The following is a 26,623-nucleotide window of genomic DNA, read 5'->3' on the forward strand; positions in this document are numbered from 1 at the left end:
ACGCCGGACCGCGGCCACAGCCGGCGCCGTGGGACGGCGGACGGTTGCTCACCACCCCGTCCGCCGGGGCCGCGTGAGCGCTCGTGGCATCCTTCGAGGTACGGTGATCGATCTTGACGCCGCCCTGGATGCCGGAGGTGAGCGGTGAGTGCCTTTGACCTTCCGTGGCTGGTCGCCGACATCGGCGGGACCAACGCCCGGTTCGGCCTGGTGACCTCGCTGGGAGCGCGGCCGTCGAACGTCGCGGTCCTGGCCGGGGCCGACTACGGGACCCTCCCCGAAGCCGTGGCCGCCTATCTCGCGGAACACGCGGGCGGCGCGCGACCGGGGGCGGCGTGCCTGGCCGTGGCCGGGCCGATCGACGGCGACCACTACCGGCTCACGAACTCCACGTGGGCCGGCTCCGTACGGGACCTCGGCGTGCCGTACGCGGTGCTGCTCAACGACTTCGAGGCGCTGGCCGTGTCGCTGCCGCACCTGGAGGGCGACGACCTGGTCTCCCTGGGCGGCCCCGAGCCGGGCCACGGGGTCAAGGCCGTGCTGGGGCCGGGCACCGGGCTCGGCGTGGGCGGCCTGGTGCCGGCGGACCACGGCTGGACGCCGATCCCCGGCGAGGGCGGGCACGTCACGGTGCCGGTGGTGGGCCGGCGGGAGCTGGAGATCGTCCAGGCGCTGCAGTCCCAGGGGCTGCCGCATGTGGTGGCCGAGCACGTGCTGTCCGGGCCGGGGCTGGTCCGGCTGCACCGGGCGCTCGCCCAGGTGAACGGCGTCGCCGCAGCGGAACTGACCGCCTCGGACATCGTGGCCCGGCTGGACGACTCGCTGTGCGCGGAGACGGTCGAGGTGTTCTGCGGCATGCTGGGCAGCTTCGCCGGGAACGTGGCCCTGACCCTCGGGGCGAGGGGCGGGGTGTATCTGGGCGGCGGAGTGCTCCCCCGTATCGTGGAACGGGTGCGCACGAGCAGCTTCCGCACCCGGTTCGCCGCCAACCCGGACATGGCCGACTACCTGGCGGCCATCGGGACCGCGCTGATCGTCGCCCCTCAGCCGGCGCTGACGGGCGCCGCGGCCTGGTTGTCCCAGCGCGCCCGCACGGAGCTGGTGGGGTGACCCTCGGCGCGGGGGCGGCCTTCGCCGGAGCGTGACCGGTTGGGCCGTCCGCCTTTGGGCAGGGCCATTGTTGCGGCCACGGGCTGGTGTGGGGACTTGTACGTGACTAGACGCCCGGAACGGGCCGACGAGGAGAAAACTCATGAGCTTGCTCGATCTCGCCCCAGTGATTCCCGTCGTGGTGATCGAGGACGTCGAGAGCGCCGTGCCGATGGCGAGGGCGCTGGTCGCCGGGGGCTTGCCGGTCATCGAGGTGACCCTGCGGACTCCGGCCGCGCGTGAGGCCATCGCCAGGATCGCCGCCGAGGTGCCCGAGGCGACGGTGGGCGCGGGGACCATCCGGACTTCGGAGGATATTTCCGCTTCTGTGTCCGCGGGGGCCAAGTTCCTGGTGTCGCCCGGGACGACCCTGGCGCTGGTCGAGGCGATGGATTCGAGCGGCGTCCCGTACCTGCCGGGGGCGGCGACCGTGTCCGAGGTGATGGCGCTGGTCGAGCGGGGGATCAAGGAGCTGAAGTTCTTCCCCGCCGAGGCCGCAGGGGGCGTTCCGTATCTCAAGGCGCTGGGCGGCCCGCTGCCGGACGTGCGGTTCTGCCCGACGGGCGGCATCCGGGTGAACACCGCGCCCGACTATCTCGCGCTGCCGAACGTGGGGTGCGTCGGCGGCACCTGGCTGACCCCGGCCGACGCGCTGGCGGCCGGTGACTGGGGCCGCGTGGAGAAACTGGCCTCGGAGGCCGCGGCCCTCCGCTAGCCCGCCCCTCCGGACCACGGCCCGCTACGCTCCTCGCCGTTTCCCGAAAGGACCGGCGGCGAAGTGGATCAGGCGCGGGGATAATGGGCCGGTGGCTCTGGAGACGGCAGCTCTGAAAGTGGGCACGGCGGTCGGCGAGCGTGCCGTGCGCACCTGGCTGACCGCCCGATCGACCGACGAGAGCAGCCGCAAGCCGCTCGTCGACCTGATGCGCGTCCGGTTCCCCGATCACTTGGTACGCCGTAAGGCCGAGCGACAGCTCGAGGACATCGCGGACGCCGTGACGGCGCGGGTGCTGAAGGTATGCGCGCACGAGTTCCCCGGGCTCGGCGACGAGGATCGGCCGGTCGTGCTCGCGGAGGTCCGGGACACGCTGGCCCGCGCGGACCTCTCCGACCGCGCGCTGCTCACCGCCGACGCCGACCCGGTACGCCTCGCGCGTGCCGTACGCGAAACCCTGCCCACTCCCAAGGACCTCGGCGAGGCGCAGTCCCGGCTCTACGAGGTCGTGCTCGACGAGTGCTGCGACTGCCTGGTGCGGATCGTCCGCCACCTGCCCGAGTTCCAGCCGCGCGCCGCCGCCGAGATGCTCGGGCGTCTGTCCGGCCTGGGCGAGCAGATGTCCGCCATGCTGGAGCGGCTGCCGGTGCGCACGCTGGAGGCCCCGGACGGCACGGACAGGGACGCCGGGTTCCGCCGCCGCTATCTGGAGCACGTCTCGCAGGCCCTCGACAACCTCGAGCTCCTGGGCGTACGGGTCGAGCGCTTCCGGCCGCGCACCTCGCTGAGCGTGGCGTACATCAGCCTGTCGGTCACCGCCGCCCGGGGCAGGGACGCCCACGGCTCGTGGCACGACGCACCGGACGAGCCCGCGACCATGCGGGTGGAGAGCGCGCTCGGGCGGGGACACCGGATGCTGGTGCGGGGCGAGGCCGGCGGCGGCAAGAGCACGCTGCTGCGCTGGCTGGCGATCACGGCGGCCCGGGGCGGGTTCGAGGGCGAGCTGGCCGAGTGGAACGGCGGCGTGCCGTTCCTGGTGAAGCTGCGCAGCTACGCCGACCGCGACCTGCCCAGGCCGGAGCAGTTCCTCGACCTGACCGCCGGGGCGCTGGCCGGGCTCATGCCGGCCGGATGGGTGCATCGGCAGCTGGCGTCCGGGCGTGCGCTGCTGCTGATCGACGGCGTCGACGAGCTGACCGGGGGCCAGCGGAAGGCGATCAAGCCGTGGCTGCGCGGGCTGCTGGCCGAGTTCCCCGCGATCCGGGTCGTCGTCACCAGCCGCCCGTCGGCCGCCCGGTCGTCGTGGCTGGACGAGGAGGGGTTCGCGCCCGCGTTCCTGGAGCGGATGACCCCGTCGGACACCCGCACGCTGGTCGAGCACTGGCACGAGGCGATCAGGAACAGCAGGGATCTGCCCTGCCCGGCCGAGCACCTGCCCGTCGTGCAGGCCCGGCTCCTGTCGCATCTCGACGGCGCGCCGCATCTGCGCGCGCTCGCCGCCACGCCGCTGCTCGCGTCAATGCTGTGCGCTCTCAACCTCGACCGTGCCTCGCAACTCCCGCCCGACCGCATGGGCCTGTACGGCGCGGCGCTGGAGATGCTGCTGGAGCGGCGGGACGCCGAACGGGTCATCCCCAGCTACGGCGAGGTCCATCTGGACCGCTCGCAGAAGATCCAGGTGCTGCAGGAGCTGGCCTGGCAGCTCTCGGTGACGAACCGGGTGGAGCTCGCCAAGCCGGCGGCGCTGGCGTGGGTGGAACGGGTCGTCTCGGGCATGCCCCGGGTCCAGGCCACCGGCGCGCAGGTGCTCGAATACCTGCTGGAACGCAGCGGCGTGATCCGCGAACCGGTGGAGGGCCGGATCGACTTCGTGCACCGCACCGTACAGGAATACCTGACGGCTCGGGCGGCGGCCGAGGTGGGCGACATCGAGCCACTGGTGCTGAACGCGCATCGCGATCAGTGGCGCGAGGTCGTGGTCATGGCGGCCGGGCACGCGAACGGGCCGCTCAGGGAGGAACTGCTCAACGGGCTGCTGTCGCGGATGGCCGGCGAGGCACGGTACGCGCGGCGGCTCAAGGTCCTGGTGTGCTCCTGCCTGGAGACCCTGCCTTCGGTGCCCGAGCGGCTGCGGGAGGCAGTGGACGGGTGTCTGAACGACCTCATCCCGCCGCGCGATGTGGCTTCGGCACGGTCGCTGGCGCCGGCGGGGCAGGTCGTCCTCGACCGGTTACCGCGCGACCTCAGCGGGCTGTCTCCGGCGGCCGCCCGCGCCTGTGTCAGGACGGCCTGGCTGATCAACGGCCCTGGTGCCCTCGACGTGCTGGCCTGCTACGCGTCCGACGGCCGGCCGGACGTCGAGGGGGAGCTGCTCGAGGGCTGGCGTTACTTCGAGCCCGAGGCTTTCGCCGAACGCGTTCTCTCCTCCCTTCGGACGAAGGAGATGCTGCAGCTCCACACCGTCGGACAGCTCAATGCCGTGGGCGAGTTGCCTCCGCTGCGGTCCGTCGCCGTTCTGACGGTGCGGCACCAGATCTCAGCCCGCTGCTGGCCCATCGCGAATCACTCAGTCACCTGGTTCTGAACTGTGATCTCACCGGCGCGAGCATGCGCGTCCTGCGCAAGCTCAGCGCGCTGAAGTCGATCAGTGCGTTCAGTGCGCGCGAGCTCGGTTTCCTTTCCGATCTTCACGACCTGACCTATGTGGGAGTCCTCGGACCCGTCACCGACTTCTCCCCGCTGGGGGACCTCCCCAAGTTGCAGACTCTGAGCCTCAGAGAGACTCCGCATCTGACGAGCTGGGACGCTCTGCCACCGCTCGACGGCTTGCGTGAGCTGCTCCTCGCTGATGTCCCGGCATTCACATCCGTGCGCGAGATCGCCGAGCGCGCGCCCCAGCTCACGGCATTGGAGCTGACGGGATACGACCGCCTGGCAGATCTTGAGGCGCTCTCCCTGCTCAGCCTCGATCAGCTTTTCCTGACGCATGCCGAAGAGCTCGAGGATCTGTCCCCTCTCACGGGATGTCCCGCGTTGACCTGTCTGGGCCTCGAAGGATCGCGGGTTCACGACCTTCGCCCTCTGTCCCGTCTGAGCCGGTTGACGTATCTCGACCTCAGCGACTGCCGCGAACTGCGAGATCTCTCGCCCTTGGCCCAGCTGAGCCGGCTGCGCACCCTCTGGCTGACCTACGCCGCCCCGGGCCTCGATCTCGCCCCGCTGGCCGGGAGTCCGCACCTGGAGGTGCGCGTCCTGATCGGACAGGATGTGCGCAACGGTCACCTGTTCGGCCGGCGGCTCAAACGAGTGCGGTAGATCTCAGCTCCAGATCGACAAATGGATCGGCGGGCGGAAGCGGCTGCGCGGGATGCCGTCGTCCGGGGTGCGCATGACCTGGGTGGCGGCCGGGGTCGTGAGGAAGTCCAGGAACGTGCCCGCCGCCACCGACCGGTTCGCCGGTTCCAGGGTCGTGGCGTACCAGTACGCGGCCAGCGGGGTGGCGGCGGTCTCGATGGCCACCAGTTCGCCCCTGCGTAGCTGGGAGGCCACCAGGTGGGCCGTGGCGGGCGCGACGCCCGAGCCCTCGGCGGCGGCCTTCCACGCGGCCGTCTGATTGGCGAAGACCCGCACCTGCGACTCCTGGACCCGTAACAGCCGCAGCAACCGGCTCGTGTCGCTCAGGGGATCCGTGGCGGAGGGGCCGACCAGCCAGTGGTCGCGGCGGCCGCGGGGCGAGCCGACCACGAGGAGGCGGCAGCGCAGGACCGGGCGGCTCACCAGGCCCGATCGGGGCCAAGGGCGTGGGCGAGTCGGCCACCGTCGGCTCCCCCGCGGCGGTGGTCAACGCCGTGGTGGACGCCCTCGAGCCGTACGGGGTGCGCCACGCCGACATGCCGCTCACTCCGGCCAGCGTCTGGCGGGTCATCAACGGCGGCCCGTTCCGCACCGACCTGGCCATCCCATGAGTGAGCGCAGCGAGCGAATGATCAGACACAGCCGAGTCTCGTTCATGCGTCCGGCGAAGGAGGACGCATGAACGAGTTCATCGGCATGCCCCGGCGGCGGCCGGCGCCCGACCTGGAGACGAGGGTGGAGCGGCTGCGCTCGGGGCGGGAGCCGTACGTGCTGGCCACGGTCGTGCGGGTGCAACGCCCGACCAGCGCGAAGGCGGGCGACCGCGCGGTGGTGCTGCCCGACGGGACGATCGAGGGGTTCGTCGGCGGGGTCTGCGCCACCGACACCGTGCGGGCCCAGAGCCTGCGGCTGTTGCGCACGGGACGGGCGGCCCTGCTGCGGATCACGCCAGAGGCGGGCGCGCCGCACGAGGAGGAGGGCCTGATAGCGGTGGGCCAGCCGTGCCTGTCCGGCGGCACCCTGGAGATCTTCCTGGAGGCCGTGCTGCCTCCCGTGCTCGTCCACGTGCACGGCGACAGCCCCATCGCCAGGGCCTTCGCCTCGGTCGGCAGGGCGCTCGGCTACCAGGTCGAGGCGGGTCCGGAGCGCGCCGCCGGCGCCGTACAGATTGCCCCCGACGCCGCGGCAGTCCTGGTGGCCTCGCACGGCGTCGGTGAGGAGCCGGTGCTGCGTGACGCGCTGGCCAAGGGCGTCCCGTACATCGGGCTGATCGCCAGCCGTGAGCGGGGCGCGGCGGTGCTGGCGCGCGTGGAGGGAGGCGAGCGGGTGCGCGTTCCGGCGGGTCTGGACATAGGGGCCAGAACGCCCGGTGAGGTGGCGGTTTCCGTCTACGCGGAGATCATCAGACTGCGTTGAACGGGCGGCTGCCGGGTACAGCACAGGAAAACCGCAGCCCCCGGGAAGCCCCTTCCGCTACTCGGAGAGCGAAAGGGACATGAATGCCGACGGAAACGGCCAGCCAAGTAATGACGGACGACCGCCCCGTGGCTCAGCCCGGCAGCCTCGAGCGAGGCATCGACATCCTGCTCGCGCTCAGCACCGCCGCCCACCCGGTCAGCCTGTCGCAGCTGTGCCGCGCCACGGGCCTGCCCAAGTCGACCGCGCACCGCCTGCTGGGCGTGTTGTGCTCGCGCGAGCTGGCCAGGCGGGTGGGCAACGGCTACCTGCCCGGCGAGCTGCTGGAGACGATGGCCGGCATCACCCGCCTGCGGGTGCCGGGCACCCGCCAGGTGGTGCTGCCCTACCTGCTCTACCTGTACGAGACCACCAGGCAGACGGTGAACCTGGCCGTGCCCTCCGGCCTTGAGGCCCGCTACGTCGAGCGCCTCTACGGCCACAACCGGGTCGACTCCCGCTCCGACGGCATGGACCGCGCGCCGCTCCACTGCACCGCGACAGGCAAGGCGCTGCTGGCCTTCGACCCGGTGCTGCGCCGGGAACTGCTCGCGCGCGGCTCGTTCGAGCGGATGACGCGCCGCACGATCACCACGCTCACCGGGCTCGAGCGCGAGCTGGCCCAGGTCCGCAGGCACGGCGTGGCCTACTCGCAGGAGGAGTTCACCGAGGGCGTGTCGTGCGTGGCCGCGCCGGTGTTCGGCCCCGGCGGCCAGGTCTGCATGTCGCTGGGTGTGGCCGCCCCGGCGGGCGCGGCGCCGCTGGCCAGGCTCGGCATCTCCGTGCGCGGCGCCGCCCAGGCCATCTCGGCCGCGCTCCTGAGCGCGTAGGCGTTCCGATCACCGGAACACCTCGCCCGCGCGCGACCGGAAGTGTTCCGTTGGCCGAGACCGCTCATTGCGGCGCGGCGACCCCGGCGTTCACATCGGCATATGAACTTCCCTCCCGCTCCGGCCACCCAGGAGGCGCCCGCGGTCCGGAAGGTCCGGACCCGCAAGGCCCCGGACACGCGGGCGCCGGTCGGAACGTGGGAGGTCGCGCGTGCCTAGGGGCCTCCCCAGGGCCACCCTGCTGGAGAGCCTGCGCCTGGCTGCCACCGTCGTCCCGCCCGGCGCGCCGCACGCGCTGCCCGGGCGCGACCTGCTGCGCCCCCGCGCGCTCCTGGCCGGGCTCGAGGCGAGGTACGGCGGCCGCCCGGTCCTGGTGCGCGGCCTGCGCGGCCCGGCGCTGCTGATCATGTCCAAGCGCGACGCCCTGCGCGTGCTGTCAGAGGGGGGCGAGTACGCGCAGGGCGTCGAACAGCGCCTCTTCGGCCTGCCGACGGACGTGCTGCGCCCGGCGTTCGTCGAGATCGCCAGGGAGGAGGCCAGGCAGCTGACCTCCGGCGTGGTGGACCACGCCCGGCTCGACGCCCGGTGGCAGCGCGTGGCCAGGCGCTGCGTCTACGGCGACGGCGCGGCCGACGACGAGGAGCTCACCAGGCTGCTGGCGGGCCTCACCTCGGCCGGCAGGTGGCGTGCCAGGCGGCGCCAGGAGATCCTCTCAGGCCGGTACGACGCCCGCATCCTCGACCACCTGCGCCGCGCCGAGCAGGGCAGCCTGGCCGGCCTGATCGCGGAGAACGCCGGCGAGGCCGAGTCGCGCGGGCTCATGCAGGCGGCGTTCTGGCTGATGGGGTTCGGGGTGATCTCCACCGGGCTGATGCAGACGCTGGCGCTGCTCGCCGCCCACCCCGCCCAGCGCAAGTCGGCCCGCACCGACCCCGACTACCTGCGGGCCTGCCTGCGCGAGGGGCTGCGCCTGTGGCCGCCGGTGCCGACGGTCTCCCGGGTCACGACGACGCCGACCGACTGGTACGGCACCACCCTGCCCGCGGGCACCACCGTCCTCGTGCCGATCGCGGCGCACCAGCGCAGCCCGCGTCTGCCGTACGCGAACACGTTCGCGCCCGAGATCTGGCTGGACGGCACCGCGGCGAACGAGTGGTGGGCGCGGCCGGGCTGCGACGGCGTGCACCTGACGCTCGCGGTCGGCACGGCCTTCCTCGCCGGCATCGTCCGCGCGGCCCGGCCCAAGCCGGTCGGCCGGCTGCTGTCACCCCACCGGCCGCTCCCGTACGCGCTCAACGTCTCCCGCCTGCGCGTGACGATGCGCCCGCTGCGCACGCGTCGCCTCACTCCGTGAGCCGGGCTCGGTCGCTGGACGCCGCCGCCGCCTTCCCTCGCCAGGGCGCATGCCTGCTCAGAACCAGTGGCCAACGGGCGGCCCCGTCCTCCGTTAGAGTCTTGGGTACAAAAGGCGTGCCGGGCGGAGGAACGGTTCGGGTTGAGACGGGATGACGACGGCGAGAGGACGGCGACGTTGGGGCGCTCCGCAGGCACTCCGCTGAAGCCGGAAGATCCGCCGGCGATCGGCCCCTATGAGCTGATCAGCCGTCTCGGCTCCGGTGGCATGGGTGTGGTCTATCTCGCCAAGGCGGCCGACGGGTCGCGGGTGGCGCTCAAGGCGATCCGGCGCGACTTCACGGCCGACCCGGTCTACCGGGCGCGGTTCCACGAAGAGGTGTCCAACGCGCGCAAGGTGGCCTCGTTCTGCACGGCGCGCGTGCTCGACCACGGCGAGGACCGCGGCGTCCTCTACCTCGTCACCGAGTACATCGACGGCATCTCGCTCGAGGACCACCTGATCGAGCACGGCGCCCTCTCGCCGTCCGTGCTGCACTCGGCGGCCGTCGGCGTGGCGGCCGCGCTGACCGCGATCCACGCGGCCGGGCTGGTGCACCGCGATCTCAAGCCGGCCAACGTGATGCTGACGCTGGCCGGGCCCCGGGTGATCGACTTCGGGCTGGCGCGCTCCACGCACGTGGACTCCCGGCACACGAACGCGGGCATGGTGATGGGCACGCCCGGATGGATCGCTCCTGAGCAGGTCTTCGAGGGGCGCACGAGCCCGGCGGGCGACGTGTTCGCCTGGGGGTCGCTCATCGCCTACGCGGGGCTGGGCGGGCATCCGTTCGGCGAAGGGGACGCGTACGTGATGGCGGCCCGGGCCCGTACGGCGCCGCCCGACCTTCGGGGGCTGCCCGCGCCGCTGGACCGGCTGGTGGCCGCGGCCATCCACCCCGACCCGGCGCGCCGGCCCGCGGCCAGGCAGCTGCTGCTGGAGCTGGTGGGAGCGGCCGACGAGCCCGCGGCGCAGCTGGCCGCCTCCAAGCACCTGACCAACGCGTGGAACCCGTCGGACTTCCCGCTGATGCCGCAGCCGCCGCACCGCATGCCGCCCGACCGCACGGGCGCGGTGCCGAGCGCCGGCCGCCCGCGCCCGTCCCGCAGCCCGTCCCAAGGTCCGTCCCATCAGGGCCGCGGCCCGCACCCTGAGGCGCCCGCGCGCAGCCCGCAGCCTCCGCCGCCCGCGGAGCGCACCGGCCCCACACCTGGAGCGGGCCCGGTTCCGCCAGCCGAGCGCACGGGTCCCACGCCCGGAACGAGTCGCGGGCCGCAGCAACCGCCGCCCGCAGAACGCACCGGTCCCACGCCCGGAATGGGCCGCGCGCCGCAGCAGCCGCCGCCCGCCGAGCGGACCGGGCCCGTGCCCCCGGTTCTCCATCCGGAGCGGACCGGCCCCGTGCCGGGCACCGGCCGGGGGCCCCAGGCACCGCGAGTGCCGCATCCGGATCTGACCGGGCCCGGGCCGCGGCCTCACCACTCGGCCACCGGCCAGGGGCCTCTGACGGGCAACCCGCCGCGCAAGCTCAAGCGGGGCGTGCTGACGGGCTGCGTGACCGCCCTGATCATCGCGGTCGTGCTGCTGGTGGCGCTGATCGTCCTGCTGGCATCGGTGTTCCGCTCCGCCGCGGTCGGTGAGGACGGGCCGGTGCAGGACGGCAAGCTGCGCTTCGCCGTGACGAGCACGAAATGCCCCAAGCCGGCGAGGTCGGCGGCCAAGCGCACGTGCCAGGTCGGGGTTCAGGTCAGCAACATCGGGCGGGAGGCCAGGGTGCTCTACCCGGGCCAGCAGAAGCTGATCGACGAGAACGACGGGCTGCACGGCGGCACCAAGCTGCTCGACAAGGACGGCAAGGAGATCACGCCGATCCGGATCGAGGCCGGTCAGTCGTTCACCGGCGCGCTGGTGTTCGAGCTGCCGAAGGGCCTCGACCCGGCCGGGCTCGAGGTGCACGACTCGGGGCTGAGCAACGGAGCCCGGCTCAACCTGGGCTGACCCAGCCGGGACTCAGAAGCCCTGGGACGGTGAGACCACGCCCTCCAGCGGGGCGCCGTCGCGGAAGCGCCGCACGTTGGCGGTGACGCGCTCGGCCAGGCCACGCCAGTAGGAGGTGCGCGGGTTCGCGCAGTGCGGCGTGATGAGCGCGTTGTCCAGGCCCCACAGCGGGTGGCCGTCGGGCAGTGGCTCGGGGTCCGTCACGTCGAGGGCCGCGCCGCCGATGCGGCCCGCGCGCAGCGCCTCCACCAGATCGTCGGTGACGACGAGGCTGCCTCTGGCGACGTTCACCAGCCAGGCGTCCTTGCGCATCAGGTCGAACTCGCGCTTGCCGAACATCCCTCTCGTCTCCGGCGTGGCGGGCGCCGCGACGACCACGTAATCGGCCTGGGGCAGCACCTCGCGGTAGCGCGCGCGCGGGAGCACGAGGTCGGCGCCGGGCGCCTCACCCCTGTCGGTGACCGCAAGGACCCGGCAGCCGAACGGCTCCACCATCCGGATGAGCGACCGCCCGATGCCGCCGAAACCGACGATCGCGACCGTCGAGCCCGCGAACTCCCTGGACCCGTCGCCCTCCCAGCTCGTGGCCCTGGCGGCGCGGTGCAGGCCGCGCGCGGCCGCCAGCATCAGGGCCAGCGCGTGCTCGGCCACCGGCGGGCCGTAGGAGCCGGTGGCGGCGGTGAAGACCGGGTATTCGGAGATGACCCCGGCCTCGGCGAACCGCTCGATGCCGGCGCTCGGCAGCTGCACCCAGCGGATGCCGTCGTGGAGCATCGACCGCAGCTCCTCGGGGCCGCCGCTGCCGTAGTAGACGATCGCCTCGGCCTCCTCCAGCGGCACGACCTCGCCTCCTGCCCGGCGTACGGCGTCGATGAGCACGGGCACCGGCTCAGGTCCGACGTGGACGGCGACGGTCATGCTTGGCCTCCTTCTCGCCACGGGGCCACCAGCGTATCCAGGGCGTATACGCACGGCGTTTCCGGGTGCCAGCATCTCTTCAGGGTGCGTGGGTATGTTGTCCCGAGTGTCCGCTAACGCCGCATTGCCCAGTTCTTCCAGACTGGCGTGGTTGGACGCGCTGCGGGGGATCGGCGCGACGGCCGTGGTGGCCGAGCATCTCCTGCCATGGTTCCTCCCCCAGCTCAGGCCGTACTGGTTCAGCCTCGGTGTCTACGGCATCCTGGTGTTCTTCCTGGTCAGCGGCTATATCATCCCCAGCTCGCTGGAGCGCCACGGCGACGTGCGCCTGTTCTGGATCAGCCGGTTCTTCCGCCTCTACCCGCTCTACCTCAGCGTGGTCGTCGTCGTGCTGGCCCTGGCCTGGTGGGTGCCGCTGCGCGAGGAGGTGCCGAGGGACGGCAGCGCGGTGGCGGCGCACGCGACGATGCTGCTCGACGTCGTGAGCGTGGGCGGCGTGGCCGACACGATGTGGACGCTGTCGTACGAGATGGTGTTCTATCTCCTGGTCACGGCGCTGTTCCTGGTCGGGGGGCACGGCCGCAGCGGGCTGCTGTCGATGCTGTTCGCGGCGGCCGCCGTGACCGTCGGCCTCGTGGTGTCAGGGGCGGTGCTGGTGGGCGGGTGGCCGGCCTACGTCTCCGCCGTGGTGTTCGTGGCCGGGCTGGCGTGTGTCGTGTGGGGACGCCTCCGGACGGCCTCGGCCTGCGTACTCGGCCTGATGGCGCTGGTGTTGCTGCTGCTGAGCAGCCGGGTGCCGTGGCTCGGGGCGGCGGTGCTGGCGGTGATGTTCGCGGGCACGGCCATTCACCGGTGGGAGCGGGGCGGCGGGCGGCTGTGGCCGGTTGCGGTCACGGCGGCCCTGGTGGCGGTCGCGCCCTTGTGGGCCGTCGAGGGCGGGTGGTGGTGGGTGCAGGCGGACGTGTGGCTGACGACGATCGCGCTCGCCGGCGCCACCTTCGCGGCGGGGATGGCGCTGCGCGAGCGGCGGCTGCCCAGGGTGCTCACCTGGCTCGGCCTGATCAGCTACTCGCTCTACCTGGTGCATCATCCGCTGCTGAAGTACTTCGTGGAGATCACCGGTGACCTGCGGCGGGCGGAGCTGCCGTACCAGCTCATGATGGCGGCGCTCGCCGTGGCCGTGGTGCTGGCGGTCAGCGCACTGTCCTTCAGGTACGTCGAGAGGCCCATGCAGACGCTGGGCCGCCGCCTGTCACGCCGGAGCGCCCGCCGGCTCCAGCGCGCGGGCGATCTCCGGACGCCCGGACAGGGCGCTCGCCACGACGGGGTCCTCGGCCATCAGGAACGCGAGGTGCCTGACCGCGTGGGCGACCACGTTGGCCAGGGCGACACGGCCGGGTGACGGCGTCGCGGGCGCCTCGCCCCTGGCGATCTCCAGCACGGGCACCTCGACCGCGGGCAACCACGGCGCCGGATCCGGGCAGACCGCATAGGTCAGTACGATCCCGCCGTCCGGCTCGTGCCGCCAGCTCGTGGAGTGCACGACGGTGCCGGGATCTCCCGACTCGACCCCGCCGAGCCGGCGCGCGGCCGCGTCGGGGCTTTCCCCGCGCGCGGGCTGGGTGATGGCATGCCGGTAGGACCAGCGATTGTCGGTGCCCACCCGTAGCATGAGCGTCTCAACCGAGACCACGTGTCTTCCCGTCACCATCCACAACTTACTGCCAGCCATGTGCAAGTACGTCCCACACGCATTATGTCCCCGCTCTTGAACACGACGGCGGGCCCGGCTGTAGTCGATGGCGTGCGAGAGAGAGGCCGACAACGATGCCCGGTTTGCTGGTGCTGATGGGCTCGGGCGAGACGAGCCCGACCATGGTCGAGGTCCACCGCGCGACGGCGCGCACGCTGCGCGCGGGAGCGCGGGCCGTGCTGCTCGACACCCCCTACGCCTTCCAGGAGAACGCCGCCGACATCTCCGCCCGCGCCCGCCGCTATTTCGCGCACAGCGTCGGCCTGGACGTCGAGGTGGCGACCGGGATCACGGGCGCCGACTGGGTCTTCTCCGGCCCGGGCAGCCCCACCTACGCGCTCGACCGGTGGACCGGCTCGGGTGTCGCCGGTGACCTGCGTGCCCGGATCCGCGCGCGCACGGGCGTGACGGTGCTGGCCTCGGCGGCCGCCTGCACGGCGGGCCTGGCCACCGTGCCGGTCTACGAGATCTACAAGGTGGGCGCGGATCCCCACTGGCGCGCGGGCATCGACTTGCTGGAGCCGCTGGGCCTGCAGGTCGTGCTGATCCCCCACTTCGACAACGCCGAGGGCGGCACCCACGACACCCGCTACTGCTACCTCGGCGAACGCCGGCTGTCGCGGATGGAACGCGAGCTGCCGCCCGGCACCGCCGTCCTCGGCCTCGACGAGCACACGGCGCTGGTGATCGACCTGGAGAGCGAGTCCGTGCGGGTGGCAGGCCGGGGCGGCCTCACCGTCCGCCGCCCCGGCTCCCAGACGGTCCTGCCCACCGGCGCCCACACCGACCTCGCCGAGCTCCGCCGCTTGGCCGAGGGCCGCACGGGCACGGCCGCGGTCCCACCGCCTCCGGCGGAGCCCGCCCCGGCGCAGGTCACGCTGGAGGAGGCCATCCACACGTGCGAGGAGCTGTTCAAGGCCGCCGTGGGCAGGCCCGACATGGTGGCGGCGGCCCAGACCGTCCTCGACCTCGAGGCCGAGATCGTCAAATGGGCCGCCGACACCGAGGAGGACTCCGGCGGGGTCGAGCAGGCCAGGGAGCTGATGCGGCTGCTGATCGCCCGCCTCGGCGAGCTCGCCTCCGCCGCCGGCCTCCGCTCCCTCGGCCTGCACTCCCTGGTGGAGCCCCTGCTGGCGCTCCGGTCACGGCTGCGCGAGGAGGGGCGGTACGACGTGGCGGACGCGCTGCGCGCGGCGATGCTGTCGGGCGGCATCACGGTGGAGGACACCCCCGACGGGCCCCGCTGGACCTGCACTTCCTGAGGTCGCAGACGACTGTCGCGGCAGGCATCGAGTTGATCGACAGCCGAGGCGATGCGCAAAGGCCCCGTCGCGCTCTTCGCGTCCGACGTCGTGCGCGTGGCCGAAGTCGTCAGCCCTGGCAAGGTCAATCCGCTAGAAGGTCCTGGCGATCTGGCGCGCGCGTTCGTCGGCCTGCTTGCGCTCGTCCTCATAGGAGCCCGTGAGCGTCGGGTGGTGGCGGATCTCCTGGATGTCGGCGATGCCGGTCCAGCGTAGCCAGCCGTTGAAGAACGTCGACTGGAAGTCGCTCCCGAACTCCGGCCCCAGCCCCTGCCCCCAGACCGCGCTGGTGTAGACGACGGCGGCGCGCTTGCCGGCCAGCAAGGGGCGGTAGCCGGTCTCCGGGTGCACGTCGAAGATCATCGCAGGCTGGCTGACGACGTCGACGAACTGCTTCAGCTTGTACGGCACGCCCGCGTTCCACATCGGCACGCTGAAGAGGTAGCGGTCGTAGGAGTCGAAGCGCTCGAACGTGCGCACGGCCGCCGCCCACGCCTCGGCCTGCTCGCCCTCGGGAGTGCCGCCCCCGAACACGGTCATCTTCGCCGCCGCGGCGGCGGGCCCGAACTCGGGCAGCGTCCCGTCCCACAGGTCGAAGTGGTCGACCGTCGCGCCGGGATGAGCGCCCAGATACTCCTCGACGAAGGTCTGCGCGATCCCCAGCGAGATCGACTCGCCACCCCGAGGGGAGGCGGAAATGTGCAGCAGTCTGCTCATGGATTCAAGCCCCTTCCGGACTTCGGTCCGTTTACTGGTCCTGACAATACGGACCATGGTCCGTTTAGTCAACATGCGAAGGCGCGGGACGATCAGCGGACGCGCACGGTCCCGGGGTGGCAGGGAAAGCGGGCGAAACTAGCGGCGGGGCGGGTCGATACGAGCGCCGTCCAGGGTGAAGATCATCACGCGGGAGAGGTCAACGCCCACCTTGGCCGCGTCGCCGGCGCGCCAGACGGGGCGGTTGCCCAGGCGGACGATCAGGTCGGAGCGGCGGTGGATGCCGCTGTTCGGGTGCTGGCCCACCCTCTCCTGCTCCTGGGGCTCCTCCTGGTTCGGGGCCGAGAAGATCCGCCGCACCAGCCTCGACAGCTTCCCCGAGCCGTTCTTCTCGCCGTTGATCCGCTGGCGCGGGTCCGGCGGCTCGGGCACCGGGACGGCGGGCATCCCGCACTCGATGTAGGCCAGCCACTCGTGCCCGTGGTACTCCAGCGCCCGCACCCGCCCGTAGAAGGACGGCCCCTCATACGACTCCGGCACCGGGGCCAGCCCGTCGGGACGCAGGCCGACGAGCACCTGCCCGCCCGTGTGCTGCGAGATCGCGTACGCCCTCGGATCGCTCCACGGCAGCGTGAGGCGGTGCGGGCCGAAGTCGAGCATGACGTACTGGTTCTGCGGCGTCCTGACGCCGGCCGCCAGCAGGTTCAACTGCTGGGAGTTGAGGAACGCCGCCACGAAGGCGGTAGCTGGATCGTTGTAAATCTGGGCCGGCGTGCCGACGTCCTGGAGGACCCCGCGGTTCAGTATGGCGATCCTGTCGGCCAGCGTCAGGGCCTCCACCTGGTCGTGCGTCACGTAGATCGTGGTCACGCCGAGCGACCTGACCAGCGCCGAGATCTCCATGCGGAGCTCGGTGCGCATGCCGGCGTCGAGGTTCGACAGCGGCTCGTCCATGAGGAACAACTTGGGCTGCCGGACGATCGCCCGGCCCATCGCCACGCGCTGCCGCTGGCCGCCGGAGAGCGTGCCGGGGCGGCGGTCCAGCGTCTCGTCGATGTGCAGGGCCTTCGACAGCTCGGTCACGCGCTCGCGCACCATCGCCGGGTCCGACTTGGCGATCTCCAGCGGGAAGGCGATGTTCCCCCGTACGGTCCTGTGCGGATAGAGCGCGCCGTTCTGGAACACCATGGCGACGTCGCGATCGCGCGGAGCCAGGTGGTTGGCCAATTGCCCGTCAAGCCAGAGGTCGCCCTCGGTGATCTCCTCCAAGCCCGCGATCATGCGGAGCAACGTGGACTTGCCACATCCGGATGGACCGAGGAGGACGAGGAACTCGCCGGCCTCCGCCCGAAGGCTCAGCCGGTCGACTGCGAGGTAGTCGCCCGGATACACCTTGGTCACTTTGTCGAGAACGACCGAGCTCATGGGCCTACACCTTGCGCGCGTGTCACCTGTGACGAGGCTGATTGAAGAGGTAGTACATCGCGCCTTAACGCTACATGTCCACCCTTGACATAAAGAATCTCCTTCCTAGGAGTTTCGGACGAGCGTTTTGGGACACCGAAAGCCGAAATTTCCGTATCGGGAGAGGCATGTAAGGGCTTGCGTAAACTTGCGGCAAGGGATTTCATAGTCGAGACCTTCAGGGGGAGACTATGACGGCAAGGTGGCGGGACACCGCGATCTACCAGGCGTACCTCACGGAGACACCCGTGGACTTCGGCGTGGACGGGGAGCTCCTGACAGCCTCGGATGTCCCTGGAGCAGGGGATTCAGCGGCGTGGTTGAAAGTAAAGTGTGTGGCATGAACGGTCACGCTCGCCTAGCCGACATCGCCGCCCAGGCCGGGGTGAGTGAGGCCACGGTCAGCCGGGTGCTCAACGGCAAGCCAGGCGTGTCGGTCGCCACTCGCCAGGCGGTGATGGCCGCGCTCGACCTCATGGGCTACGAGCGCCCGCCCCGGCTGCGGCAGCGCAGCAACGGGCTGGTCGGCCTGGTGACGCCGGAGCTGGACAACCCGATCTTCCCCGCGTTCGCGCAGGCCATCGAGAAGGCGCTGACCCAGCACGGCTACACGCCGGTGCTCTGCACCCAGCTGCCCGGCGGCGCGCCGGAGGACGAGTTCACCGAGTTGCTGGTCGATCGCGGCGTGAGCGGCATCGTGTTCGTCTCGGGGCTGCACGCCGACACGACCGCGCGCATGGACCGCTACACCCGGCTGACCGATCGCGGCCTGCCGATCGTGCTGGTCGACGGCTACAGCGAGAAGATCGACGCGCCCTTCATCTCCTCCGACGACCGCCTGGCGGCCCGGCTGTCCGTGCAGCACCTGGTCGACCTCGGCCACGAGCGGATCGGGCTCGCGCTGGGGCCGCGCAGGTTCGTGCCGGTGATCAGGAGGATCGAGGGCTACAAGCAGGCCATGGCGCAGCTGCTCGGCGCGACCGACGTCGACGAGCTGATCGCCCACTCCCTGTTCTCCGTCGAGGGCGGGCAGGCGGCCGCCGCGCAGCTGCTGACCCGCGGCTGCACCGGCATCGTGTGCGCGAGCGATCTGATGGCGTTGGGCGCGATCCGCGCCTGCAGGGAGAAGGGGGGCTGTCCGTGCCGGGAGATGTGTCCGTGGTCGGGTTCGACGACTCGCCGCTGATCGCGTTCACCGACCCGCCGCTGACCACCGTGCGCAAGCCGATCGGCGCCATGGCCTCGGCGGCCGTGCAGACGCTGCTCGAAGAGGTGAACGGCGCCCCGGCCAAGCACGTCGAGCTGATCTTCCAGCCGGAGCTGGTCGTCCGCGGCTCCACCGGCTCCGGCCCCCTGGTCAACCGGTGAGCGGAGCGACCGGACCCGCCTCACGGAGTGGGGCCATGCACACGCGCGACGTTCTGGTCCTCGGCGGCGCCGGGATCGACACGACGGTGTACGTGCCTGAGCTGCCGCTGCCGTACCAGGACACCTACCACGTGCCGCCGGTCGTCGACCGGATCGGCAACACCGGCGCCGGCGTGGCGCTGGGCTGCCACGCCCTCGGGCTGGGCGTCGCCTTCGCCGACCTGATCGGTGACGACCCGCAGGGCGCGCTCGTCCGCCACGCGCTGCGCGAGATCGACTGCTCCTGGGGGCCGGCCGCGGCGGGCACCCGGCGCAGCGTGCTGCTCGTCGGCCCCGACGGCCGCCGCACCTCGCTCCACGACCCGAAGGTCACGCCCGGCGAGCGCCTGCCGCGCGAGCTGTACGCGAACGTGCGCGCCCGGCACGTCCACGTCTCGATCATGGACTTCTGCCGCCACGTCTACCCGGACCTCGACGGCATCCCCGTCTCCACCGACCTGCACGACTGGGACGGCGTCAACGACTACCACAAGGACTTCGCCCACCGGTCCGACCTGGTGTTCCTGTCGGCGACCGCGCTCAAGGACCCGTTGACGACGATGCGTGACATCCTCGCGCGCGGCCGGGCCCACACGGTCGTGTGCACGCGCGGGGCCGACGGCTGCCTCGTCCTGACGCGCGACCGCGAGCCGCGCGCGTTCCCGGCCGTGCCGCTGCCCGGCGCGGTGGCCGACAGCAACGGCGCGGGCGACGCGTTCGTCTCCGGCTTCCTGTACGGCACGGTGCGGGGCCGGTCGCTGGAGGAGTGCGTACGGCTGGGGTCGATCGCGGGGGCGCACGCCTGCACCGTCGCCGGCACCCACGAGTCCCCGATCAGCGAGTCCCCGCTGCTGGCTAGGTTTTCGCGGTAGACGACCGGTCCAGTTCGCGCCAGGCCCGGCATACGAACGGCGGGATCGACGCGATCAGGTAGACGCTGGTGAACGCGTACAGGGTTGCCGTGAGACCGGTCAGTTCGGTGAGCGAGCCGGCCAGCAGCCCGCCGAGCGGCATGGCCGCGTAGGCGGCGGCCGTCATGGCGCTGAGCGCCCGCGCTCTCAGGCGGGCGGGGATGCGCTCGAACTGGATCACGCCGAGAATGGGGTTGATCGCGCCGGCCGCGAATCCGGAGAGGGCGGCAACGCCGAGCGCCACGGGAAACGGGGCGCCGAGGGCCAGCACCAATACGCGCGGGACGCCGGCGATGAGGAAGCACCATCCGTAGGTCAGCCGCATGGGTAATCGTCCGCCGGCCGCGCCGTAGACGATGGTCCCGGCCACCGCGCCCGCCCCGAGCCCGCCGGTGAGCAGGCCGAACGCGCGGGGGTCGCCTGCCACGTCGCGGGCGTACAGCGCCAGCAGCACCTGGGTCACGCCCGTGTCCAGCATGTTGACGACCACGATCATCGCGGTGGCGCTCAACTGCAGCCGGTCGCGCCAGAGGAAGGTCAGCCCGTCGCGCAGGTCGCGCAGGTAGCCGCCGGATTCGCGCTCTCCCACGTCGATGTGCGGGACTCCGCCGGAGATGAGCAGCGCGGAAAGCAGGAAGGTGACGCCGTCGACGATGAGCAGCGTGCTGGGACCCGCCCAGAGGATGAGGATTCCGGCGAGCGGGGCGCCCACCATCGTCGCGCCGCGGTTGACGCCGTCGTACGCGGCCGTCGCGCGGCTGATGCGCACCCGCCCGAGCGCCGACAGGTCGGGCAGCATGGCCTTGCGCGCGGTCTCCCCCGGAGTGGCCACCAGCCAGCGTACGAACAACAGCAGCAGCAGGAGCGGGTAGGAGAGCCCGGTCGTCAGCGACAGCGCGGGGATGGCGAGCACGACGAGGCCGCTCGTCAGGTCGGACAGCACGCTCGCCCAGCGGAACCCCAGCCAGTCCACCAGCGTGCCGCCGAACGCCGCGGAGATGACGATCGGGAAGGTCGTGGCGAAGGCGGCCAGCCCCGTCAACCCGGCGCTTCCCGTGCTCTCCAGGACGAACCACGGGACGGCGAGCATGGACAGCACGTTTCCGGTGACGGAAAGGGCGTTGGCGGCAAGCAAGGTGATGAATGGACGCCTCACGCGTAATAGCCCCCGGCAACGTCTCCCGCTTCAGCGTTCCTCACGGTCGGCTCGCGGTCAAGGGAGACGGGTGGCGGTTCTAGAGTCGGAGGCGTGGAAGTCACGGGCGCCGGCCTGGCGCGGCGGCCTGAGGCGCTGGTGGGCGCGGGCACCGTGCTGGACGCCGCCGCGGCCCGCGCCGCCGTGGAGGCCGGGGCGCGGTTCCTGGTCTCGCCGAGCCTGCACCCCGACGTGATCCGCACCGGCCACCGCTACGGCGTGCCCGTCTTCCCCGGCGTGGCGACCCCGACCGAGATCGTCCGGGCTCTGGAGGAGGGTGCGGACGCGGTGAAGATCTTCCCGGCCTCCGGCGTGTCACCGTCGTGGCTGCGGGACGTGCGGCAGGCGCTGCCCCAGGCGCCCGCGATCCCCACCGGGGGCGTGACCATCGACAACGCGCAGGAATGGATCGCGGCGGGCGCCGTGGCCTGCGGGATGGGCTCTGCGCTGACCTCCGGGGGCGCGAAGGCGGCGGGTGACCGCGTCACCGCCCTCCTGGCCAAGCTCGCCGAGGTCGCGGCGCGGTAGGCTGGCCCACGTGTGCGTGGGGCACGGGGCAGGTTCAGATGGTGCGGTGGGAAGACAGGCTGGCGTGGTGGTCGGCGCCTGCCGGGCCGTGCGGGTCGGTGTGGACGGTGGCGGCCTTCAGACGCGGGAGGTCGTGGATGAGCCGGTGTTCGGCCTCCACCGCCACCGCGTGCGCGTCCACCACCGACATGCCGTGGTCCACGAGGATCTCCACCTCGGCGTGCAGGGCGTGACCGATCCAGCGCAGGCGTACGGAGCCGACCCGCTGCACCCCGTCCACCGTGCCCAGGATGCGTTCGGCGGTGTCCACGAGGGCGGGGTCCACGGCGTCCATGAGCCGGTGGTAGATCTCGCGGGCCGCGTCGCGCAGCACGAAACAGATGGCGAACGTGATCAGCAGTCCCACGATCGGGTCGGCAAGCGGGAAGCCGAGCGCCGCACCGCCCGCGCCCAGGAGTACGGCCAGCGAGGTGAAGCCGTCGGTCCTGGCGTGCAGGCCGTCCGCCACCAGGGCGGCCGAGCCGATCTCCCTGCCCACCTTGATCCGGTACCGGGCCACCCATTCGTTGCCCGCGAACCCGGCCAGGGCCGCCCCCGCCACCCAGCCGACGGCCCTGATGTCCTGGGGGTTCAGCAGCCGCATGACGGCCTCGTACCCGGCCAGGGCCGCCGAGGCGGCGATCAGGAGGACGATGACGATGCCCGCGAGGTCCTCCGCCCTGCCGTACCCGTAGGTGAAGCGGCGGGTGGCGGCGCGGCGGCCGAGGGAGAACGCGATCGCCAGCGGGACGGCGGTGAGGGCGTCCGCGAGGTTGTGCAGGGTGTCGCCGAGCAGCGCGACCGAACCGGAGGCCATGACGATCACCGCCTGGACGGCGGCGGTGGTCATCAGGACGGCGAACGAGATGGCCAGCACGCGCATGCCGCGGCTGCTGGACTCAAGGGCGGCGTCGGTCTTGTCGGCGCTGTCGTGGCTATGCGTCCTGAACAGGCCGTGGGACACGACCTCGCGCACCATGCGCGCGAATCTCCCCGCCGCCCCGGAATGCCCATGCCCGTGTCCGTGCCCGTGTCCGTGCCCTCGAAGGTCCCGCTGGTCAGCCATGGCATCCCTTCGCTTGCGCGATTGGTCCGTTTTGACCATGATATGTAGTCATGTACGCACGCGGCAACGTCTCAGGTGCCAACCAGTCGCAGGAGCAACCCACTCCCGCCCAGGTGAACGCCGCTGTGGACGCCTTTCGCATGCTCAGCGACGGCACCCGGCTGAGGCTGATGTGGTTGCTGTCATCCGGCGAGCAGGATGTGAACTCCCTTGCCCAGGCCATCGGCGTGCCGCGACCGTCCGTGTCGCAGCACCTGGCCAAGCTCAGGCTGGCGGGCCTGGTGGACACGCGCAGGGACGGGCGTCGCGTGCTCTACCGGGCGCGCGACTCCCACGTACGGGCCCTCATCGCCGAGGCCCTGTCCCATGCCGGCCACGAGGTCTCGGGCCTGCCCCGCCACGACTGAACGTCAGCGGGCCCGGGCGGCCAGCTTGGCGACCACGTCCACGATGCGGGCGGCACGTTCCAGCTCGGCGCGGTGGAACACCGGCCCGTCCGCCCTGGCGACCACCAGATGCAGGCCCTGGGCCACCACAGGCAGGAGCATCAACCGCAGTTCGTTGGCGTCCATGGCGGCGGCACGCGGCGGCGGCTCCGGCAGGTCCAGTTCGAACTTCTTGGGAGCGGCCAGCGAGGCGTGTCGCACGGCCCCGTCGGCCAGCGCCACCGACCACTCCGCACCGCACAACCCCGGCAGCGCGTCCACCAGCGTGGCGAAGCCCCGTGCGGGCTCGGACACGACGTGCATGAGCAGGTCGTAGTCCAGTGCCGAGCCCGGCACCTCCTTGGTCGCCCAGACGCCCTCCACCCGTATGCCCGGCACGGCGGACAGCCGCTCGCGGGCCTCGGACGTGGTCACCGGCCCCGGCCACGAGACGGTGAAGTCGTCCACGGCCCGACCGCTCTCGCGTTCGAGCACGATGACTTGCAGGATGTCCGCCCCAAGCGCGCCCAAAGCCCGGGCGACCTGTCCAAGGCCGCCCGGCCGGTCTGGCAGCGACGCCCTCAGTCGCAGCAGCATTGCCGCCCCCTTTCCAGAGGCTCCCACAGTGCCGTGGAAAGGTTTCGAGAATATTCCACGGATATGTCGCACATGCTGCGGTTATATCCCAGCATGCAGGGTTAAGTCCGGATTGTCGATAAAGGGCTGGCGCAAGTTTCCGCAGGTCATAGTACGCCCCTGCCCCGGCACACGCCGCCGTCCCATGCCGCCCAGCCGCCCGCCACCCAGCGCCGGCGGGAAGCCGGTGCCGTGCGGCGGGCGCGCTCTGGGCGGTCAGGCGAACACGTCCTGCTGGTAGCGTCCGACCGCCTCCAGCTCGGCCAGCCACTCGGCGCCGTCCTGCCCCGTCCGCTCCCGGTAGACATCCAGCAGCGCCTGCCGCACCGCCGGAGCCATCCGCAGCCCGTCGCCGCACACGTACACGTGCGCGCCCTGCGAGAGCAGCTCCCACACCTCGCCGGCGTGCGCGGCGATGGCGTCCTGGACGTACCGGTACGGGTGCCCCGGCACGGCGGAGTACGCGACGTGCGCAGACACGCCCCAGCGGGCGAGGTCGCCGGCGTACAGCTCGTCGTGCTGAGGGTGGCGGCACCCGGTGAAGATCGCGGCCCGGCCGGAGGCGCCCGTCAGGGCGCGCTCCTCGAGGAAGCCGCGCAGCGGGGCGAAGCCGGTGCCGGGGCCGACGAGGATGACCGGCGTGGCCGGGTCGTCCGGCAGCCGGAACGGCGGCGCGGGCACGCGGACGTAGCCGTAGAACACCTCGCCCTCCTTCAGGCCGGCGAGGTAGGCGGAGCACATGCCCTGGTACGTGCCGGTGCCCGACCACGCGGGCCCCTCCACCAGGCCGACGGTGATGCGCACGAGCGACGGGTCCGCCAGCGGCGAGGAGGAGACCGAGTAGTAGCGCGGCTTGATGGGCCCGGCCATCTCCAGGAACACCGGCAGCGGCAGCGAGATCGCCGGGAAGCGCTCGAGCAGCGCCAGCGGGGAGACGCGCTTGGCGAGGATCTCGTCGGCGTAGGCGGCGGTCAGCTCGGCGAGCTGGCCGCGGGTCCACGGGCATTCGGTGTGGGCGGCAAGCGCCTCGATGTCGGCCCTGGTGGCCACGTCCTGCAGCTCGGCGAACTCGGTCAGCAGCAGGCCCGCCGTGACCGGCGTGTCCACGGGCAGGTGGGTGGATCCGGCGGCGCGCAGCCGTACCACCTGCTCCCGGGGGACGCGCAGGCAGCGCAGCGCCCACTCCACCAGCTCGGGGTCGTTCTTGGCGAAGACGGCCACGTGGTCGCCCGCCGAGTACGTGACGCCCTCGGGCAGCCTGGCCACGATCGAGCGCACGCCGGGACGCGGCGCCTCGATCGAGAAGTCCCAGAGCCCGGTGGGGTCTCCGGTCAGCTCCTCGTTGGAGACGACGGTGAGCGGGAAGGCACGCGAGGAGACGACCGCGGGCCTGACCTCGGCCTCGCTCAAGACCTCCATCTCGTAGCGCGGCCCGGCGCTCTCCGCGGAGGCGCTGTACTCCTCGGCCAGCGCCGCCCACAGCTTCGCGGTCCACGCGGACACGTCGCCGTCGAAGTCGCCGTCCGCGTCGGCCTCGCCGCGCTCGATCAGCGGCGCCGCTCCCGCGGCCGTCAGCTTCTCGTACGCGCGCTTCGGGAACTCCTGGTACGTGGGCCACTGCGTGTTCCCGCAGCCCAGCACGGCCAGCCGGACCCCGGACAGGTCGGGCAGCGTCTCGAGCGCGTCGAAGTGCTGGGCGTTGTCGGGGGCCTTGCCGTTGTAGGAGGAGGCGACCACGATCAGCAGGCCCTCGCTCGGCGGCGTCATGTCGTCGAGCGTGGTCAGCGTGGTGGCGAAGCCCGCGCGGCCGGCCCGCTCGGCCAGGCGCTCGGCGATGTCGGAGCTGGTGCCGAGGTTGGAGCCGTACGCGACGGTGAGCGGGACGCCGGTCACGGCGATCTCCTGCTGCTCGCTCTCCTCGACCTCCTGGGCCACGACCACGGCCCGCTCGTGCGCGCGCCGCTCGCGGACCCTGAGCGTGAACCCGTCGGGCTTGAGCGTGAGCGTCTGCTTGATCTTCATGCGGTAGACGTTCGGGTCGGAGATCGCGAACCGCCGCAGGACCATCGCCAGCGCCAGCCTGGCCTCGGTGAGCGCGAACTGGCGGCCGATGCAGGCGCGCTCGCCGTTGCCGAACGGCTTGTACGCCCCGGGGTGGTGGTTCTTCTTGTTCTCCGGCAGCCAGCGGTCGATGTCGAACTCGTCGGGCCGCTCCCAGGCCTTGGGGTTGCGGTGCAGCGTCGGCAGCAGCATGGTGACGCCCTGGCCCTTGGCGATGGGGTAGTCGCCGATCGTGGTGTCCTCGACCGCTACCACGCCGAACGCCGGGATCGGCGACCAGATGCGCAGCGTCTCCTCCAGGATGCGGGGGATGACGTCGAGCTTCATGATCGTCTCGTACGTGGGCGGCTCGTCGCCCGGCAGCAGCCGGTCCACCTCGTCGTAGGCGCGCGCCAGGGTGTGCGGCTCGCGCAGCAGGTTGTACAGGGCGAACGAGAGCAGCCCGCTGGTGGTCTCGTGGCCGGCGATGAGGAAGGTGAGGACCTGGTTGCGGATGTTCTCGTCGGACAGGCGGGCGCCGGTCTGCGGGTCGGACGCCTCCAGCATCAGGCCCAGCAGGTCCTTCGAGCCGGCGACGCCCTCGGCACGGCGCTGCCTGATCACGTCGTCGACGAGCTGCTGCATGGTGGCGATGTCGCGCCGGTACGCCTCGTCCTGCCCGCGCCTGAGCTTGGTGACGAACGGCAGCTGCTGGTTGCGCAGCATGGCCGCGGTCAGCGCGCCACCCATGGCCTGCAGGAACGGGTGCAGCTCTGGCGAGTCGAACGAGTGGAACCGGTAACCGAACCCGGTGAGCGAGATCGTGTCCAGGGTGAGCCTGGTCATGTCGTCGGCGACGGGCAGGTCCTCCCCCTGGCGGCCTGCCCAGGACTCGACGAGCTGCTCGGCGATCTCGAGCATCTGCGGGTAGTACGCCTTCATCGAGCGCTGGCTGAAGGCCGGCATCAGGATGCGATGAGCGTGCCCCCACACCGGCTCGTCGTGGTCGGCCGTGAACAGCCCGTCGCCGCCGAAGTCACGCACGATCGACAGCGGCGGCCTGATGCGCTTGACGAACCGGCTCTCATCGCACGCCTCCGCGACCAGATCGGGGTCGTACACCAGCACGATCGTGCGACCTGTGACCTCCAGCCGGAAGATGCCCTCTTCGTACCGGGAGGCGACCTGGACGAAGTGCTCCACCGGCGAGTGAGAGGGAATCTGCAGCGTGTTGCCCAGAATGGGCAGGCCCTGGGGTGCGGGGATCTGCGCCATGATTGCTCCCTTTCGAGTAGCCATACACCGTATGGCTGACGCTACCATACGGTG

Annotated in this window: 22 protein-coding genes and 1 pseudogene; 15 read left to right on the forward strand and 8 right to left on the reverse strand. The window is 71.9% G+C overall.

The window, feature by feature from the left end:
- Positions 1-144 precede the first annotated feature (144 nt).
- The 4 genes from glk (at position 145) to ABN273_RS18630 (ending at position 5,179) form a co-directional block, all read left to right on the forward strand.
- Positions 145-1,110: a glucokinase gene (glk, locus tag ABN273_RS18615; protein WP_349450165.1), complete on the forward strand. Its 966-nt coding sequence runs from the start codon at positions 145-147 to the stop codon at positions 1,108-1,110.
- 142 nt (positions 1,111-1,252) lie between these two features.
- Complete coding sequence (gene eda / locus ABN273_RS18620; RefSeq protein WP_349450166.1) at positions 1,253-1,864, forward strand: bifunctional 4-hydroxy-2-oxoglutarate aldolase/2-dehydro-3-deoxy-phosphogluconate aldolase; 612 nt, start codon at positions 1,253-1,255, stop codon at positions 1,862-1,864.
- A 91-nt stretch (positions 1,865-1,955) separates the two neighbouring features.
- Positions 1,956-4,448 carry an NACHT domain-containing protein gene (locus tag ABN273_RS18625; protein WP_349450167.1) on the forward strand — a complete coding sequence of 831 codons (2,493 nt, stop codon included), beginning with the start codon at positions 1,956-1,958 and terminating at the stop codon, positions 4,446-4,448.
- A 23-nt stretch (positions 4,449-4,471) separates the two neighbouring features.
- Positions 4,472-5,179, forward strand: coding sequence for a leucine-rich repeat domain-containing protein (locus ABN273_RS18630; protein ID WP_349450168.1), 708 nt, complete (start codon positions 4,472-4,474; stop codon positions 5,177-5,179).
- Positions 5,180-5,182: 3 nt separating this feature from the next.
- On the opposite strand, the gene ABN273_RS18635 is transcribed toward ABN273_RS18630, so the two are convergent.
- Positions 5,183-5,641 (reverse strand): LysR substrate-binding domain-containing protein, encoded by a 459-nt coding sequence (locus ABN273_RS18635; protein ID WP_349450169.1) that lies wholly within the window; start codon positions 5,639-5,641, stop codon positions 5,183-5,185.
- Between the two features lie 23 nt (positions 5,642-5,664).
- On the opposite strand from ABN273_RS18635, the gene ABN273_RS18640 reads away from it, so the two are divergent.
- The 5 genes from ABN273_RS18640 (at position 5,665) to ABN273_RS18660 (ending at position 10,894) form a co-directional block, all read left to right on the forward strand.
- On the forward strand, positions 5,665-5,829 hold the full coding sequence (locus tag ABN273_RS18640) for a hypothetical protein (protein WP_502911061.1): 165 nt from the start codon (positions 5,665-5,667) through the stop codon (positions 5,827-5,829).
- A gap of 67 nt (positions 5,830-5,896) precedes the next feature.
- The gene (locus tag ABN273_RS18645; protein ID WP_349450170.1) at positions 5,897-6,634 is read left to right on the forward strand and encodes an XdhC family protein; all 738 of its coding nucleotides are present in this window, start codon (positions 5,897-5,899) and stop codon (positions 6,632-6,634) included.
- 83 nt (positions 6,635-6,717) lie between these two features.
- A complete protein-coding gene (locus ABN273_RS18650; protein WP_349450171.1) occupies positions 6,718-7,503 on the forward strand; it encodes an IclR family transcriptional regulator in 786 nt (261 codons plus the stop codon).
- Between the two features lie 211 nt (positions 7,504-7,714).
- Positions 7,715-8,857: a cytochrome P450 gene (locus ABN273_RS18655; protein WP_349450172.1), complete on the forward strand. Its 1,143-nt coding sequence runs from the start codon at positions 7,715-7,717 to the stop codon at positions 8,855-8,857.
- Positions 8,858-8,998: 141 nt separating this feature from the next.
- The gene (locus ABN273_RS18660) at positions 8,999-10,894 is read left to right on the forward strand and encodes a protein kinase domain-containing protein (protein WP_349450173.1); all 1,896 of its coding nucleotides are present in this window, start codon (positions 8,999-9,001) and stop codon (positions 10,892-10,894) included.
- Between the two features lie 12 nt (positions 10,895-10,906).
- Here ABN273_RS18660 and ABN273_RS18665 read toward each other — a convergent pair whose 3' ends face one another.
- A complete protein-coding gene (locus tag ABN273_RS18665) occupies positions 10,907-11,812 on the reverse strand; it encodes a D-isomer specific 2-hydroxyacid dehydrogenase family protein (RefSeq protein WP_349450174.1) in 906 nt (301 codons plus the stop codon).
- 151 nt (positions 11,813-11,963) lie between these two features.
- On the opposite strand from ABN273_RS18665, the gene ABN273_RS18670 reads away from it, so the two are divergent.
- Entirely contained in the window at positions 11,964-13,214 is a 1,251-nt protein-coding gene (locus ABN273_RS18670) for an acyltransferase family protein (protein ID WP_349450175.1), read from the forward strand.
- A 425-nt stretch (positions 13,215-13,639) separates the two neighbouring features.
- Complete coding sequence (locus tag ABN273_RS18675) at positions 13,640-14,827, forward strand: hypothetical protein (RefSeq protein ID WP_349450176.1); 1,188 nt, start codon at positions 13,640-13,642, stop codon at positions 14,825-14,827.
- A gap of 132 nt (positions 14,828-14,959) precedes the next feature.
- Here ABN273_RS18675 and ABN273_RS18680 read toward each other — a convergent pair whose 3' ends face one another.
- Together ABN273_RS18680 and ABN273_RS18685 are read right to left on the reverse strand one after the other, a co-directional pair.
- Complete coding sequence (locus tag ABN273_RS18680; RefSeq protein WP_349450177.1) at positions 14,960-15,583, reverse strand: FMN-dependent NADH-azoreductase; 624 nt, start codon at positions 15,581-15,583, stop codon at positions 14,960-14,962.
- 138 nt (positions 15,584-15,721) lie between these two features.
- A complete protein-coding gene (locus ABN273_RS18685; RefSeq protein WP_349450178.1) occupies positions 15,722-17,008 on the reverse strand; it encodes an ABC transporter ATP-binding protein in 1,287 nt (428 codons plus the stop codon).
- 379 nt (positions 17,009-17,387) lie between these two features.
- Between ABN273_RS18685 and ABN273_RS18690 the strand changes: the two are divergent.
- Positions 17,388-18,415: pseudogene (locus ABN273_RS18690) on the forward strand (LacI family DNA-binding transcriptional regulator).
- A gap of 35 nt (positions 18,416-18,450) precedes the next feature.
- Positions 18,451-19,326 carry a carbohydrate kinase family protein gene (locus ABN273_RS18695; protein ID WP_349450179.1) on the forward strand — a complete coding sequence of 292 codons (876 nt, stop codon included), beginning with the start codon at positions 18,451-18,453 and terminating at the stop codon, positions 19,324-19,326.
- Here ABN273_RS18695 and ABN273_RS18700 read toward each other — a convergent pair.
- Positions 19,310-20,521, reverse strand: a complete 1,212-nt coding sequence (locus ABN273_RS18700) for an MFS transporter (protein WP_349450180.1) — start codon at positions 20,519-20,521, stop codon at positions 19,310-19,312. The two genes, ABN273_RS18695 and ABN273_RS18700, sit on opposite strands and share 17 nt — an antisense overlap.
- A 93-nt stretch (positions 20,522-20,614) precedes the next feature.
- On the opposite strand from ABN273_RS18700, the gene ABN273_RS18705 reads away from it, so the two are divergent.
- Positions 20,615-21,088: a bifunctional 4-hydroxy-2-oxoglutarate aldolase/2-dehydro-3-deoxy-phosphogluconate aldolase gene (locus ABN273_RS18705; protein WP_349450181.1), complete on the forward strand. Its 474-nt coding sequence runs from the start codon at positions 20,615-20,617 to the stop codon at positions 21,086-21,088.
- Positions 21,089-21,122: 34 nt separating this feature from the next.
- Here ABN273_RS18705 and ABN273_RS18710 read toward each other — a convergent pair whose 3' ends face one another.
- Positions 21,123-22,106 carry a cation diffusion facilitator family transporter gene (locus tag ABN273_RS18710; protein WP_349450182.1) on the reverse strand — a complete coding sequence of 328 codons (984 nt, stop codon included), beginning with the start codon at positions 22,104-22,106 and terminating at the stop codon, positions 21,123-21,125.
- A gap of 137 nt (positions 22,107-22,243) precedes the next feature.
- Here ABN273_RS18710 and ABN273_RS18715 point away from each other — a divergent pair, with 137 nt between their 5' ends.
- Complete coding sequence (locus ABN273_RS18715; protein WP_349450183.1) at positions 22,244-22,600, forward strand: ArsR/SmtB family transcription factor; 357 nt, start codon at positions 22,244-22,246, stop codon at positions 22,598-22,600.
- A 3-nt stretch (positions 22,601-22,603) separates the two neighbouring features.
- Here the strand turns inward: ABN273_RS18715 and ABN273_RS18720 are convergent, their stop codons facing one another.
- Together ABN273_RS18720 and ABN273_RS18725 are read right to left on the reverse strand one after the other, a co-directional pair.
- Positions 22,604-23,215, reverse strand: a complete 612-nt coding sequence (locus tag ABN273_RS18720; RefSeq protein ID WP_349450184.1) for an ACT domain-containing protein — start codon at positions 23,213-23,215, stop codon at positions 22,604-22,606.
- 255 nt (positions 23,216-23,470) lie between these two features.
- Positions 23,471-26,569, reverse strand: coding sequence for a bifunctional cytochrome P450/NADPH--P450 reductase (locus ABN273_RS18725; protein ID WP_349450185.1), 3,099 nt, complete (start codon positions 26,567-26,569; stop codon positions 23,471-23,473).
- Between the last annotated feature and the right edge of the window lie 54 nt (positions 26,570-26,623).

The organism is Nonomuraea sp. B19D2, from assembly GCF_040137845.1.
Lineage (GTDB): Bacteria > Actinomycetota > Actinomycetes > Streptosporangiales > Streptosporangiaceae > Nonomuraea.